This window comes from Arthrobacter crystallopoietes (assembly GCF_002849715.1).
GTDB classification, from domain to species: Bacteria; Actinomycetota; Actinomycetes; order Actinomycetales; family Micrococcaceae; genus Crystallibacter; species Crystallibacter crystallopoietes.
The window spans coordinates 3,549,769-3,563,085 of sequence record NZ_CP018863.1 but is presented as its reverse complement, the minus strand read 5'-3'; the positions used below and the strand labels follow the sequence as shown (position 1 = coordinate 3,563,085).

Here is a 13,317-nt window from a genome sequence, read left to right as displayed (position 1 = left end):
GCAGCGGCTAGGCGAAGGCAGCTACTGCTTCCTTGACCGGAACATCACCGGAAATCAGGTTGAGCAGTTGGCGCTCACCCGCACCTGTGCGCAGCAGTTCCGCCAGCACGGCGGCAACGTCGGCGCGCGGCACGGGACCGCGTTCCTCGACCAGATCCAGGCGGACAAGGCCGTTGGCGGCGTCGTCGGTCAGCTGACCCGGGCGGACGATGGTCCACCTCAGGTCGCGCGTTTTGAGGTCCTCTTCGGCTGCCAGTTTGGCCCGCAGGTAGGCAACGAAGACTTCGTCCATGCCCTCCGGCGTGGCGCCATCGCGCACGAGGTCGTTGCCCATTGAGGAAATCTGGATGAAGCGTTCCACGCCGGCGGCCTCGGCGGCATCCGCCAGCAGCACCGCGGCGCCCAGATCCACCGTCTCCTTACGTTCTTTACCGCTGCCCGGTCCGGCTCCGGCCGCGAAGACCGCCGCATCGGCGCCCTTCAGGAATTTCGCGACCTCGTCCACCGAGGCGCTCTCCAGATCCACCACCTCGGGGATGGCACCGTCCACCATCAGATCGGCGCTCTGCTCCGGTTTGCGGATCAGCCCCACCACCTCATGCTGGTCCGCGGCCAGGATCCTGGTCAGTTCGCGTGCGATTTTTCCATGTCCACCTGCAATAACTATGCGCATGACCGGTGCAACCACCCTTTCCTGCGGACTATTCCAGCCCGGCGGTCATCCGTGTCGCCCGTCATCCTGCCAACCCGGCCCGGCGCAGTGTCTGCTCGGCGTGCTTGATCAATGGGCCGTCCACCATCTTGCCGCGGAAGCGGAACACACCCGGTTCCGTCCGGGCCGCCTCCAGCAGCGCCGCGGCATCGGCGACGGCGGCCTCGGAGGGCAGGTACGCAGCGCGGATGACCGGGATCTGGCTTGGATGGATGACGGCCTTGGCACCGAACCCGCAGGCCACCGCATCCTCCGCCTCCGCTGCCAGGCCGTCCAGATCCGGGATGTCCACGTAGACCGAATCGATGGCTGTCTTGCCGTAGGCGCCGGCCGCCAGCAGGACCTGCGAGCGCGCTTGCCGTGCGACGTCCCGGTAGGTCCCGCCGGCGTTGCGGCTGGAGGTCCCGCCGAGCGAGGCCAGCAGGTCTTCGGCGCCCCACATCAGCGCGACGACGTTCCCGGTGCGCGCGATGTCCGGGGCGGCGAGGACGCCCAGCGCCGTCTCGCACAGCGCCACGACCCCGTACCCGCCCAGTCCGGCAATGGCATCTGCGTTCTCCGATTTGGCCAGCATGATGGTGGCGTAGCCGGTACGCTGCAGTGCCGCCATGTCCAGGGCGTGGTCTTCGGTTCCGAGCGGGTTGACGCGCACGATGGTCCGCTCCGGATCCAGCGGATTGTCGATGACGGCTTGCCGGGCCGATGCCCGGTCCGCCGGCGCCACGGCATCTTCCAGATCCAGGATGACCGCATCCGCGCGGTCCGCCGCCTTGGCATAACGCTCGGGCCGGTCCGCGGGACAGAACAGGATGGCCGGACCCATGGTAAACATCAGCCGAGCTCCTGGTTCCGGAAGCGGTTCCTGGCCTCCGGCTCGGTCTGGCTCTGCCGGTGCCCTTCTTCGGTCCACATCAGGCAACTGCGGACCGCCGTGGCCACAATGTCCTCGTGCTGGTTGCGGCCGGTATGGCTCAGGGTGACGATCCCCTGGCCGCGCCGCGAGGCCGAGAGCCGTTTGTCCGTCACGATCGTCTCCGTGTACAGCGTGTCCCCGTGGAAGAGCGGATGCGGGAAGTTAATGTCCGTCAGCCCCAACTGGGCCACGATGGTGCCCTGGGTGAGCTGGGTGACGGACTGGCCAACCACGGTGGCGAGCGTGAACATTGAGTTCACCAGCCGCTGCCCGAACGGCTGCGAGGCGGACCAGTCGGCGTCCAGGTGCAGGGCCTGGCTGTTCATGGTCATCGTGGTGAACAGGACGTTGTCGGCTTCCGTAATGGTGCGGCCCGGCCGGTGCGCGTAGACCGTGCCGGTCTGGAACTCGTCGTAGTAGAGCCCGCGCTGGGTGATGGTGGTCCGCAGGTCTTCGCCGCTTCCGGTGCTCATACGTCGTCGACCTCGTGTTCCTCGATGTTCAGCTCGGCACCGGTGGCGGCCACGACCTCGTCCACGCCGACGCCCGGCGCTACTTCACGCAGCACCAGCCCGTCTTCGGTCACATCGATGACGGCCAGGTCGGTAATGATCCGGTCCACGCAGCCCTTGCCGGTCAGCGGGAGCGAGCAGCTCTTGAGGATCTTCGGGTTGCCCTTCCTGTCCACGTGCTCCATCATCACGATCAGCCGCTTCGCGCCGAAGACCAGGTCCATGGCCCCGCCCATGCCCTTGACCATCTTGCCCGGCACCATCCAGTTGGCGAGGTCCCCGTTTTCGGCGACTTCCATCGCGCCGAGCACCGCCACGTCCACATGGCCGCCGCGGACCATGCCGAAGGAGGTCGCTGAGTCGAAGATCGCCGCGCCCCGGTTGAGCGTGACCGTTTCCTTGCCGGCGTTGATCAGGTCCGGGTCAAGGTTTTCCTCCGTGGGATAGGGCCCGACGCCGAGGATTCCGTTCTCGGAATGCAGCACCACCTCCACGCCGGCGGGGATGTAATTGGGGATGAGGGTAGGCATCCCGATGCCCAGGTTCACGTACTGGCCGTTGCGCAGCTCCTTGGCTACGCGGGCGGCGAGTTCGGTGCGCGTCAGTGCCATCGTCAGTTCCCCTGCCCCGCGCCGGCCTCGGTGACCGTGCGCTTCTCGATCCGTTTCTCCACGTCGCCGGCCACCACCACGCGCTGGACGAAGATGCCCGGCGTGTGGATGTGCTGCGGATCCAGCTCGCCCGGTTCCACCAGTTCCTCCACCTCGGCGATGGTGACCTTGCCTGCCATCGCCGCCAGCGGATTGAAGTTCATCGCGGTCACGTGGTAAATCAGGTTGCCCAGCCGGTCGCCCTTCCACGCATGCACCAGGCCGAAGTCCGGCCGCAGCGACTCTTCGAGCACGTAGTCCGCGCCGCCGAAGCTGCGCACCTCCTTAGGTGCCGATGCGATCGCAACGTTCCCCTCGGCGTCGTACTTTTGCGGCAGTCCCCCTTCGCTGACCTGCGTGCCGACACCCGCCGTCGTATAGAAGGCCGGAATGCCGGCACCGCCGGCGCGCAGTTTCTCGGCCAGCGTGCCCTGCGGGGTCAGCTCCACCTCGAGTTCACCGGCGAGGTATTGCCGCGCGAACTCCTTGTTCTCGCCCACATAGGAGCTGATGGTGCGGCGGATCCGCCCGTCCGCCAGCAGCACGCCGAGACCCCAGTCGTCCACGCCGCAGTTGTTGCTGATGGTTTCCAGGTCCTTGGTGCCGCGGTCGTGGAGGGCCTGGATCAGGGTCACCGGGATACCGCATAGGCCGAAACCTCCCACGGCCAGCGAGGCCCCGTCCTGGATATCGGCCACGGCCTCCGCCGCGCTGCCTACAACCTTGTTAATCACGTTGTCCCTAGCCTTCCGTCGATCGTGGCTGGTGCGCGGTCAGAGCCCCAGTTCGCGGGCGATGAGCATCAGCTGCACCTCGGTGGTCCCTTCGCCGATTTCAAGAATCTTCGAATCCCGGTAATGCCGTGCCACCCGGGACTCGTTGATGAACCCGAACCCGCCGAAGATCTGCGTGGCGTCGCGGGCGTTGTCCATGGCCGCTTCGCCTGCCACCATCTTTGCAATAGCCGAGTGGGTTTTGAAGGGCTTGCCCGCAAGCATCCTCGCCGCGGCGTCGTAGTAGGCCAGCCGCGCGGTGTGGGCGCGGGCCTTCATGCGGGCGATCTTGAACTGGATCGCCTGGAAGGAACCGATGTTGGTCCCGAAGGCCTGACGGTCCTTGGCGTACCGCACCGATTCGTCCACGCAGCCCTGAGCCGCGCCGGTGGCGAGCGCTGCAATGGCGATGCGGCCCTCGTCCAGGATCTGCAGGAAGTTGGCGTAGCCCCGGCCGCGCTCCCCCAAGAGGTTGGCTTCGGGCACGTGCACGTCCTTCAGCGTGAGCGGATGCGTGTCCGACGCGTTCCAGCCAACCTTGTTGTAGGCCTTTTCCGCGGTGAAGCCGGGCGTGTCCGTGGGCACCAGGATGGTGGAGATTTCCTTCTTGGTGGTCCCGTCCTCCCGCTCCGAAGTGCCCGTGACCGCTGTGACGGTGACCAGCTTGGTAATGTCCGTGCCGGAGTTGGTGATGAACTCCTTGTTGCCGTTGATGACCCACTGGCTGCCCTGGTCCCCAGCCACCAGTTGTGCCCGGGTCTTGGTGCCGCCGGCGTCCGATCCTGCCTCGGGTTCGGTCAGGCCGAAGCCGGCGAGCGCCTGGCCGCTGGCGAGCATGGGCAGCCACTCCGCCTTCTGCTCCTCGGTGCCGAAGCGGTAGATCGGCATGGCGCCCAGCGAGACGCCGGCCTCCAGGGTGATTGCCACCGACTGGTCCACCCGGCCCAGCTCCTCCAAGGCCAGCGCCAGCGCGAAGTAGTCCCCGCCCATGCCGCCGTGTTCTTCCGGGAAGGGCAGCCCGAACAGGCCCATCTCGCCCATCTGTTTGACCACGTCGTAGGGGAAGGTGTGGTCTTCATCGTGTTTGGCGGACACCGGGGCCACTACTTGGTCGGCGAACTCCCGGACGGTGTCCACCAGGTCCTGGTGGTCCTCGCTGAGGGAAAAATCAGGCATGCTCGGCTTCCTTCTGTTCCGTTGCTTCCGTCCTGCCGGCAGGATCTGCTGCGGCGACGACGGCGACAATCTGGCCGGCTTTGACCAGATCGCCGGGTTTGAGGTGGATACTTATTTCTCCGGCCACGGCCGCGGTGAGCTGGTGCTCCATTTTCATGGCTTCCACGGTCAGCACGGTCTGGCCGGCCTCGACGTGGTCCCCGTTGCCCACGGCCACGGCGGTCACCGTCCCCGGCATCGGCGAGCGCACCTCGGGTGACAGCTCGCCCTCCTCGCGGTGGATCCGCTCCAGCGCCTCGGCCAGGCGGCGCTTCCGGTCCCGTACCGTCAATCCGGCACTGAAGCCCGCGTCGGCGAACCAGATTGTCCCGGTGCCGGGATTGACGGCGTGGCGGAAGGGCTTGCGCACCCCATTGACGACGGCGGCGCCTGCCTCACGCTCGAGGCTCACCGTAAAGCTGCTGCCGGCTACCTCCGCGCGGAAGCTTGCTGGGCTTCCCTGGCCGGACTGCAGGCGGGTCAGCGTAACCTCGCGCGGTTCCCCGTGGGGCATGGCAAAACTGACCACGGTGGGCACGGCGCCGCCCACCCGCCAGCCGTCGCCGGCGGTCCACGGGGAGCGGGGCTGCGGGGATTGAGGTATTGGGGAGCCGGGCTGCAGGGACTCCAACGGCCCGGTTTCCTGTGCGGATCGTCGGCCCTCCAGCCAGGCCGCCCCGGCAACCGCGAGTTCGCCGTCGCTGATCCGGCGGAACGCCAGGTGCGGTAGTTTCCGTTCGATCAGGGTCGTGTCCAGGTGGCCGGCGCGCACGTCGTCGTCGTTCAGGAGCAGCCGCAGGTACTCGACGTTGGTGGGCACGCCCAGCACCATGGTCTCCCCCAGCGCCCGGTCCAGCCGGTCCAGCGCCTCGTCCCGGTCCTCGCCCCAGGCGACGACCTTCGCGAGCATCGGGTCGTAGCTGCTGGAAATTTCGAGTCCGGGCAGCAGCGAGCTGTCCACCCGGACGCCTTCGCCGGATGCTTCGTGCAGCGCCAGCACCGTACCCGCGGAGGGTAGGAAGTCCTGTTCCGGGTTCTCCGCATACACGCGCGCTTCCACCGCGTGTCCGATGAGAACGACGTCGGACTGGGCTATCGTCAGCTGCCCGCCTGCTGCGATGCGCAGCTGCCATTCGACCAGATCCTGCCCGGTGACCAGCTCCGTCACCGGGTGCTCCACCTGCAGCCGGGTGTTCATCTCCATGAAGTAGAACTCGTCCGGCGCCTCGTCGGAAACCAGGAATTCGACCGTGCCGGCCCCGCTGTAGTCCACGCTGCGGGCGGCGTTGCAGGCAGCCTCGCCGATCCGGGCGCGGGTGGCCTCGTCCAGCAGCGGCGAGGGCGCTTCCTCGATCACCTTCTGGTGCCGGCGCTGCAGGGAACACTCGCGTTCGCCCAGGTGGATGACGTTGCCGTGGTTGTCGGCCAGAACCTGGACTTCGATGTGGCGCGGGCTGCGGATCAGCTTCTCCAGGAACAACGTGTCATCCCCGAAGGCGGACGCAGCCACGCGGCGGGCGGTGGCCAGGGTTGCCGGCAGCTGGTCCGGGCCGTCCACAACGTGCATGCCCTTGCCCCCGCCTCCGGCCGAGGGCTTGATCAGCAGCGGGTAGCCCACGCCGTCGGCCGCATTAATCAGCTGCTCATCGCTCAGCCCGGGTTCGGCCAGGCCGGGCACCACCGGCACCTGGTAGCCGGCCACGTGGTTCTTGGACCGGATCTTGTCCCCCATGACGCCGATGGCCTTCACGTTCGGCCCGATGAAGGTGATGCCGGCGGCCTCCAGTGCCTCGGCAAAGGCGAGGCTTTCGCTCAGGAAACCGTAGCCGGGGTGGACGGCCTCGGCACCGGTCCGGCGGCAGGCGGAGATGATGGCCTCGATGTTCAGGTAGCTGGCCGTCGGCGCCGGCGGGCCGATCCTGACCGCAAGGTCGGCTTCGCGCACGTGCCGGGCACCGGTGTCGGCGTCGGAATAGACCGCGACCGTGCGGATGCCCAGCCGGCGGCAGGTGCGGATCACCCGGCAGGCTATTTCCCCGCGGTTGGCGATCAGTACCGTAGTGAAGAGCTGTTCGGGCATGGCGCTCACATTCTGAACAGGCCGAAGGACGTCTCCGGCAGCGGCTGGCGGGCACAGACATCCAGCGCGAGGCCCAGGACCCGGCGCGTGTCCGCCGGGTCGATGATCCCGTCATCCCAGAGCCTGGCGGTGGAGTAGTACGGGTTGCCCTGCGCCTCATACTGCTCGCGGATGGGCGCCTTGAAGGCTTCCTCCTCCGCGGCCGGCCAGTCGCCGCCCGCGGCTTCGATCTGGTCGCGCTTGACCGTGGAGAGTACCGACGAGGCCTGGTTGCCGCCCATCACCGAGATCCGGCTGGCCGGCCACATCCAGAGGAACCGCGGCGAGTAGGCGCGCCCGCACATCGAGTAGTTGCCCGCGCCGAACGAACCGCCGATGATGACGGTCAGTTTGGGCACGCGGGCGGTGGCGACGGCGGTGACCATTTTGGCGCCGTGTTTGGCGATGCCGCCGGCCTCGTAATCGCGCCCGACCATGAACCCGGAGAGGTTCTGCAGGAAAACCAGCGGGATGCCGCGCTGGTCGCAGAGCTCAATGAAGTGGGCGCCCTTAAGCGCGGACTCGCTGAACAGCACGCCGTTGTTGGCCACGATCCCGACCTGGTGCCCGTGGATGCGGGCGAAGCCGGTGACCAGTGTGGCTCCGTACTCCCGCTTGAACTCGTGGAAGAGGCTTCCGTCGACCACCCGGGCGATCACCTCGCGGACGTCGTAGGAGGCGTTCACATCCGTCGGGACCGTCCCGTAGAGCTCCGTGGGATCGGCCGACGGCGGTTCCGCGGCTGCCACGTTCCAGACCGGCTCGGTTACGGGCAGGGTGGACACGATGTCGCGGACGATTTCCAGGGCATGCTGGTCCGTTTCGGCCAGGTGGTCTGTCACACCGGAGACCTTGGCGTGGATGTCCCCGCCGCCGAGGTCCTCGGCACTGACCACCTCGCCGATGGCCGCCTTCACCAACGGCGGACCCCCCAGGAAGATAGTGCCCTGGTTGCGCACGATGACGGTTTCGTCGCTCATCGCCGGGACGTAGGCCCCGCCGGCTGTGCAGGAACCCAGGACGGCAGCAATCTGCGGAATCTTCCGCGCCGAGAGGTTGGCCTGGTTGTAGAAGATCCGGCCGAAATGCTCCCGGTCCGGAAAGACCTCGTCCTGTTTCGGCAGGAAGGCGCCGCCGGAATCCACCAGGTAGATGCACGGCAGGTTGTTTTCCAGCGCCACTTCCTGGGCCCGCAGGTGCTTCTTCACCGTCATGGGGTAGTAGGTTCCGCCCTTGACCGTGGCGTCATTGGAGATCACCAGGACATGGCGCCCATGCACCAGCCCGATCCCGGTGATAATCCCGGCGCCGGGCGAATCGCCGTCGTACATTCCTTCCGCGGCCAGCGGCGAGAGTTCCAGGAAGGGGCTGCCCTCGTCCAGCAGCGCATCGACGCGCTGGCGTGGCAGCAGTTTGCCGCGGTCCACGTGGCGCCGGCGGGATTTTTCCGGACCGCCAAGCGCCGCCGTCGCGAGCTTGCAGCGCAGTTCCTCAACCAGTGCGCGTTGCGCCGCTTCGTTCTCCAAGTAGCCCGGGCTGGTAGTGTCCACCCGGGAAGGCAGTGTCTCCATCGACATCTTTCTTCGCGGTAGGTGCCATTTTCCCAGTCCCGCTGGCGGATCAGCAGGCTGGTCAACGAACACGCTTTTGGTTAGTCTTTACTAACTGAAATTCAGGTTAGTGGGCGCTAACCGGAATGTCCAGCATTTATCCGAACAGGAGGGACGCACGTGTCCCCTAACTCAGCCGCCGGCACTGGGTCGCCAGGAGGTCCAGGGCCTGTGGCCAATGCCGATACGGGCAGGGTCACCGGCCGGAGCCTGGCGAAGGCCTCGCGCCGTGCCGCGCTGCTGTCCGCCGCCGCGAAACTCTTCGCGGAACGCGGGTTCAACGGCGTCTCGATCGAGGACCTCGGCTCCGCCGCGGGTGTCAGCGGTCCCGCCGTCTACCGGCACTTCAGCAGCAAGCATGCAGTGCTCTCCGCCCTGCTGACCGGAGTGAGCCAGGACCTGCTCGACGGCGGACAAGCCGTGGTGGAGAATTCCCCCGGTCCTGAAGAGGCCCTGCGCGGACTGATCGAATTCCAGGTGGACTTTGCCCTGCGCAATCCGGACGTCATCCGAGTCCACGACCGCGATCTGGACAGCCTGCCGACGGAGGATTCGCAAACCGTGCGGGCCCTGCAGCGGGCTTACGTCGAAGTCTGGGTTGCCGTCCTGACCCGCCTGCTCCCCGAGCAGGAGCCTGCCCGCTTGCGGGTGCGTGCCCATGCCGCCTTCGGGCTGATCAACTCCACGCCCCACACCACGCACCGGGGCAAAGCCGTACGAGACAAGACGTGGCGGCGCAATCTGCTGGAAACAATGGCATGGGCAGCCTTGAAAGCCGAGTAGGCTTCAGTAAAGACCCCTAGCCGAAAGGTTCGCCATGATTGAGCTACGCCCCGTGGAACCTGCCGACCTCGACAAGTTCTTCGAGTACCAGCAGGATCCCGACTCCAACCGTATGGCTGCTTTCACCGCCAAAAACCCCTCCGACCGCGGAGTTTTCAACCACCACTGGCAGAACATCCTCAATGACGAGGCGATCACTGTCCGCACCATCACCTCCGATGGCGAAGTGGTGGGCAGCATCATGGCCTACCCCTCGGACGGCTACCCGGAACTGACGTTTTGGACCGCGAAGTCGCACTGGGGCCACGGCATCACCACATCAGCGGTGGAAAAGTTCCTGGCCGAGTTCACCGCCCGCCCCATCCGCGCGCGGGCCGTCAAGGACAACCTGGGTTCCATCAAGGTCCTGGAGAAGGCCGGCTTCAAGGCCATCGGCGAGGCCCAGGGCTTTGCCAACGCCCGGGCCGCCGTGGTCACCGAAGAAATCCTGGAGCTGCTCTAGCCCTCACACCATCGTCAGGACCATCCCCGGCTCGGCCAGGATGGTCCCGACGTCGGCCAGGAATGTCGCACCCTGCTGACCGTCCACGAGGCGGTGGTCGAAGGACAGGCTGAGCGTGACAACCTGGCGCAGGGCAATGCCGCCCTGGTATTCCCAGGGCTGTCTGCGGACCGCGCCCATGGCCAGGATCGCCGCCTCCCCCGGATTGATGATGGGGGTTCCGGCGTCGATGCCGAAGACGCCGATGTTCGTGATCGAAATGGTTCCGCCGGACAAGTCTGCCGGCGCTGTCTTGCCGGATCGTGCCGCACCCGTCAACTCGCCCAGTGCCTGGGCGAGCTGGCGCAGGTCCAGTGTGTGGGCGTCCTTGATGTTGGGGACGATCAGTCCGCGCTCGGTCGCGGCGGCGATGCCCAGATTCACATAGTTCTGCCGGACGATCTCCTGGTTGTCCTCATCCCAGCGCCAATTCAGCGAGGGACTGTGCTCCAGCGCGATGCACACGGCCTTGGCCAGGACGGTCAGCGGCGTGACCTTGATGTCCCTGAAGGCACGGCTCTCCCGCAGTTTGGCCAGCAGCTCCATCGTCGGCGTGACGTCCACGGTCAGGAACGACGTGGCATGCGGGGCGGTAAACGCACTGGCCACCATGGCGGCGGCGGTATGCTTCCGCACGCCCTTGATCGGAATGCGGCTTTCGCGTTCCGCGGCACCCGCCAGCCATCTGCCGGCACGCGCAGCGGCGGCTGCTGCAGCAGCCGGCTGTTCCTGACCTCGTTCGCCGGCCCCGGCAGCAGCGCCGGTGTGGAAACTCTCGACGTCGGCCCGGGTGATCAACCCCTGCTCGCCCGTTCCGGTTACCCCAGCGAGGTCAATCCCCAGATCCCGGGCCAGTTTGCGGACCGGAGGAGTGGACCGCGGCCGCTCCTTCACGAATTCCGCCCGCTCCCCAACAGGACTGGCCGGCGCTGAAACAACGGATCCGGGTGCCGGGGGCGTGGTGGCCGCCGGAACTGCACGCGCCGCTTCCACGGCACCGGCCCGACGGCGGCGCCTGGGTGCGCCTGCTGCTTCGGCCTGAGCGCCGTACCCCACCAGGTTCGCCTCGCGGCCGCTTGCCGTGGCAGTTGCAGTACCGTTCGACGATTGGCCACCTGTGCCGTTCTCGGACGGGTCCGAGCCAGCCACTTCGAAGGAGACAATGGGCTCCCCCACATTGACCGTACTGCCCGGCGCTTCATGCAATGCGGTGACGACGCCGGCAAACGGGGACGGCAATTCCACGACGGCCTTCGCGGTTTCCACTTCGCCCAGGATCTGGTTCAGCTCTACCCTGTCACCCTCGGCAACGTGCCAGCTGACGATTTCCGACTCTGTGAGACCTTCGCCCAGATCCGGCAGCTTAAAGACCTTGATTCCCATCAATTCCCCTCCAGATCGCTGAGCGAATTCGTTCGGCCAAGGGCGCGGTCCACACCGTCCAGAATCCGGTCAAGATCGGGAAGATGGTGGTGTTCCATCTTTGCCGGCGGGTAGGGAATATCGAAGCCGGTGACGCGGACCGGTGCGTGTTCCAGATGGTAGAAGCACCGTTCGGTGATGCTCGCCGCCACCTCCGCGCCGAGCCCTCCCGTCATGGCCGCTTCATGGGTGATGACCAGGCGGCCGGTCTTGCGGACCGAGGCCTCCAACGTGGCGAAGTCCAGCGGTGAAAGCGAGCGCAGGTCGATGACTTCCACCGAGAGACCTTCTTCCCGGGCGGCCAGCGCAGCGTCCTTGGCAAGCTGCACCAGGGCGCCGTACGCCACCAGGGTCACGTCGTCGCCGGGGATCTCCACGCGTGCCTGCTCCAGCGGGAAGGAAGCCAGGTCCACTTCTTCGTCCACCTCCCCCTTGACGTGGTAGCGCCGCTTGGGCTCAAAGAAGAGCACCGGGTCATCGCAGGCTATGGCCTGCTGGATCATCGCGAATGCATCCTGCGGGTTGGATACCGAGATCACCCGCAGGCCGGAGGTATGCATGAAATAAGCCTCCGGCGATTCCGAATGATGCTCCGCTGCTCCGATTCCGCCGCCGAACGGAACCCGGATAGTCAGCGGCATCTTGACCCTCCCCTGGGTGCGGTAGTGCAGTTTGGCTACCTGGCTCACTATCTGGTTGAACGCCGGATAGATGAACCCGTCAAACTGGATTTCGCACACCGGCCGGTATCCGCGGTACGCCATGCCTACGGCTGTACCCAGAATGGCGGATTCCGCCAGCGGGGCATCGATGACCCGGTGGGCACCGAAGTCTTTCTGCAGTTCGTCAGTAATGCGGAAGACACCGCCCAGCTTGCCGATGTCTTCGCCGATCAGCACGACCTTGGAATCGTGTTCCATCGCCTTGCGCAAGCCGGTATTGATAGCCCGGCCGAAAGTCATGGTGCTCATCGCTTGCCACCCCCTGCAGCCTCGAACGAGGCAAGATAACGGGAATAGTGCTCCCGTTGGCGCTCCAGCACCGGGTGCGGTGTGGTGTAGACGTTGTTGAACACGTCCAGTTCGCCGGGCTCGGGCAGGGTCACACAGCCGTGCCGCAGTAGCCCGGCGACCTCGTCCGCCTTGGCGTTCACCCGGTCCGTGAAGTCACCGGCCAACAGCCCTTCGGCTTCCAGCAGCTTGGCCAGCCGGTCGATCGGATCGCGGCCCTTCCAGTCTTCAAGTTCGTTCGGGTCCCGGTATCTGGTGGGATCGTCCGCCGTCGTATGCGGACCCATGCGGTAGGTGACCGCCTCGATGAAGCTCGGTCCGCCGCCGCTGCGCGCCCGGTCCAGCGCCTCGCGCGTCACGGCCATGCAACCGAGGACATCGTTGCCGTCCACGCGCACGCTCGGAATGCCGAAGCCGGGGGCACGGTCCGCAATGTCCCGCTGCGCCTGGAGGGTGACCGGCTCGGAAATGGCCCACTGGTTGTTCTGGCAAAAGAAGACCACCGGCGCCTGGAAGCTGGCCGCGAAGACCATGGCCTCGTTGACGTCGCCCTGGCTGGTGGCCCCGTCGCCGAAATACGCGACGGCGACGGAGTCTGCGCCGTCAAACTTGGTTGCCATGGCATAGCCGGTTGCGTGCAGAGCCTGGGCCCCGATAATCACCTGCGGCGTGGCCATGTTGATCTCATACGGGTCCCAGCCGGAGGGTGCGTTTCCGCGCCAGACCCTGATCATGTCCGTGTAGTCGGCCCCGCGGCAATAGGCCACGCCATTCTCGCGGTAGCTGGAAAAGACAAAATCATCCTTGCGGAGCGCGCGGCCCGATCCGATCTGCGCCGCCTCCTGTCCCAGTAACGGGGGCCAGAGCGCCAGTTCACCCTGGCGCTGCAGGGCGGTGGCCTCCTGGTCTACCCGGCGCACCACCACCATGTCTTCGTACAGCCCCTGGAGGCGGGCCCCGTCAATGTCCGCTACCCATTCATCGTAGGGACCGGCAGCCCGGGTTCCCTCCGGTGTCAGCAGCTGGACGAGATTTTCCCCGGATACTGACCTCATGC

At 66.4% G+C, this 13,317-nt stretch carries 13 protein-coding genes; 2 read left to right on the top strand and 11 right to left on the bottom strand.

Annotation, left to right across the window (positions count from 1 at the left end; all coding sequences use genetic code 11):
• Positions 1-7: 7 nt before the first annotated feature.
• From AC20117_RS16485 to AC20117_RS16450, 8 genes are all read right to left on the bottom strand, one after another.
• Positions 8-673 (bottom strand): NAD(P)H-binding protein, encoded by a 666-nt coding sequence (locus tag AC20117_RS16485; RefSeq protein WP_074703459.1) that lies wholly within the window; start codon positions 671-673, stop codon positions 8-10.
• Between the two features lie 61 nt (positions 674-734).
• Positions 735-1,544: an HpcH/HpaI aldolase/citrate lyase family protein gene (locus AC20117_RS16480; protein WP_074702731.1), complete on the bottom strand. Its 810-nt coding sequence runs from the start codon at positions 1,542-1,544 to the stop codon at positions 735-737.
• Positions 1,544-2,098 carry a MaoC family dehydratase gene (locus tag AC20117_RS16475; protein WP_179951888.1) on the bottom strand — a complete coding sequence of 185 codons (555 nt, stop codon included), beginning with the start codon at positions 2,096-2,098 and terminating at the stop codon, positions 1,544-1,546. Before AC20117_RS16475 ends, AC20117_RS16480 begins: the two co-directional genes overlap by 1 nt.
• Complete coding sequence (locus tag AC20117_RS16470; RefSeq protein ID WP_074702733.1) at positions 2,095-2,748, bottom strand: CoA transferase subunit B; 654 nt, start codon at positions 2,746-2,748, stop codon at positions 2,095-2,097. The genes AC20117_RS16475 and AC20117_RS16470 overlap by 4 nt, the downstream gene beginning before the upstream one ends.
• A gap of 2 nt (positions 2,749-2,750) precedes the next feature.
• Positions 2,751-3,521, bottom strand: coding sequence for a CoA transferase subunit A (locus AC20117_RS16465; RefSeq protein WP_074702734.1), 771 nt, complete (start codon positions 3,519-3,521; stop codon positions 2,751-2,753).
• Positions 3,522-3,560: 39 nt separating this feature from the next.
• On the bottom strand, positions 3,561-4,736 hold the full coding sequence (locus AC20117_RS16460; protein WP_074702735.1) for an acyl-CoA dehydrogenase family protein: 1,176 nt from the start codon (positions 4,734-4,736) through the stop codon (positions 3,561-3,563).
• A complete protein-coding gene (locus AC20117_RS16455) occupies positions 4,729-6,855 on the bottom strand; it encodes an ATP-binding protein (protein WP_074702736.1) in 2,127 nt (708 codons plus the stop codon). Before AC20117_RS16455 ends, AC20117_RS16460 begins: the two co-directional genes overlap by 8 nt.
• A 5-nt stretch (positions 6,856-6,860) precedes the next feature.
• Positions 6,861-8,465 carry a carboxyl transferase domain-containing protein gene (locus AC20117_RS16450; protein ID WP_074702737.1) on the bottom strand — a complete coding sequence of 535 codons (1,605 nt, stop codon included), beginning with the start codon at positions 8,463-8,465 and terminating at the stop codon, positions 6,861-6,863.
• A gap of 210 nt (positions 8,466-8,675) precedes the next feature.
• On the opposite strand from AC20117_RS16450, the gene AC20117_RS16445 reads away from it, so the two are divergent.
• Positions 8,676-9,287: an SACE_7040 family transcriptional regulator gene (locus AC20117_RS16445; protein ID WP_074702738.1), complete on the top strand. Its 612-nt coding sequence runs from the start codon at positions 8,676-8,678 to the stop codon at positions 9,285-9,287.
• Positions 9,288-9,321: 34 nt separating this feature from the next.
• Entirely contained in the window at positions 9,322-9,789 is a 468-nt protein-coding gene (locus tag AC20117_RS16440; protein ID WP_074702739.1) for a GNAT family N-acetyltransferase, read from the top strand.
• A 3-nt stretch (positions 9,790-9,792) separates the two neighbouring features.
• Here the strand turns inward: AC20117_RS16440 and AC20117_RS16435 are convergent, their stop codons facing one another.
• The 3 genes from AC20117_RS16435 to pdhA are packed head-to-tail and all read right to left on the bottom strand — an operon-like array spanning position 9,793 to position 13,315.
• Complete coding sequence (locus AC20117_RS16435) at positions 9,793-11,211, bottom strand: dihydrolipoamide acetyltransferase family protein (protein WP_074702740.1); 1,419 nt, start codon at positions 11,209-11,211, stop codon at positions 9,793-9,795.
• On the bottom strand, positions 11,211-12,221 hold the full coding sequence (locus AC20117_RS16430; RefSeq protein WP_074702741.1) for an alpha-ketoacid dehydrogenase subunit beta: 1,011 nt from the start codon (positions 12,219-12,221) through the stop codon (positions 11,211-11,213). Before AC20117_RS16430 ends, AC20117_RS16435 begins: the two co-directional genes overlap by 1 nt.
• Positions 12,218-13,315: a pyruvate dehydrogenase (acetyl-transferring) E1 component subunit alpha gene (gene pdhA, locus AC20117_RS16425; RefSeq protein WP_074702742.1), complete on the bottom strand. Its 1,098-nt coding sequence runs from the start codon at positions 13,313-13,315 to the stop codon at positions 12,218-12,220. Before pdhA ends, AC20117_RS16430 begins: the two co-directional genes overlap by 4 nt.
• Between the last annotated feature and the right edge of the window lie 2 nt (positions 13,316-13,317).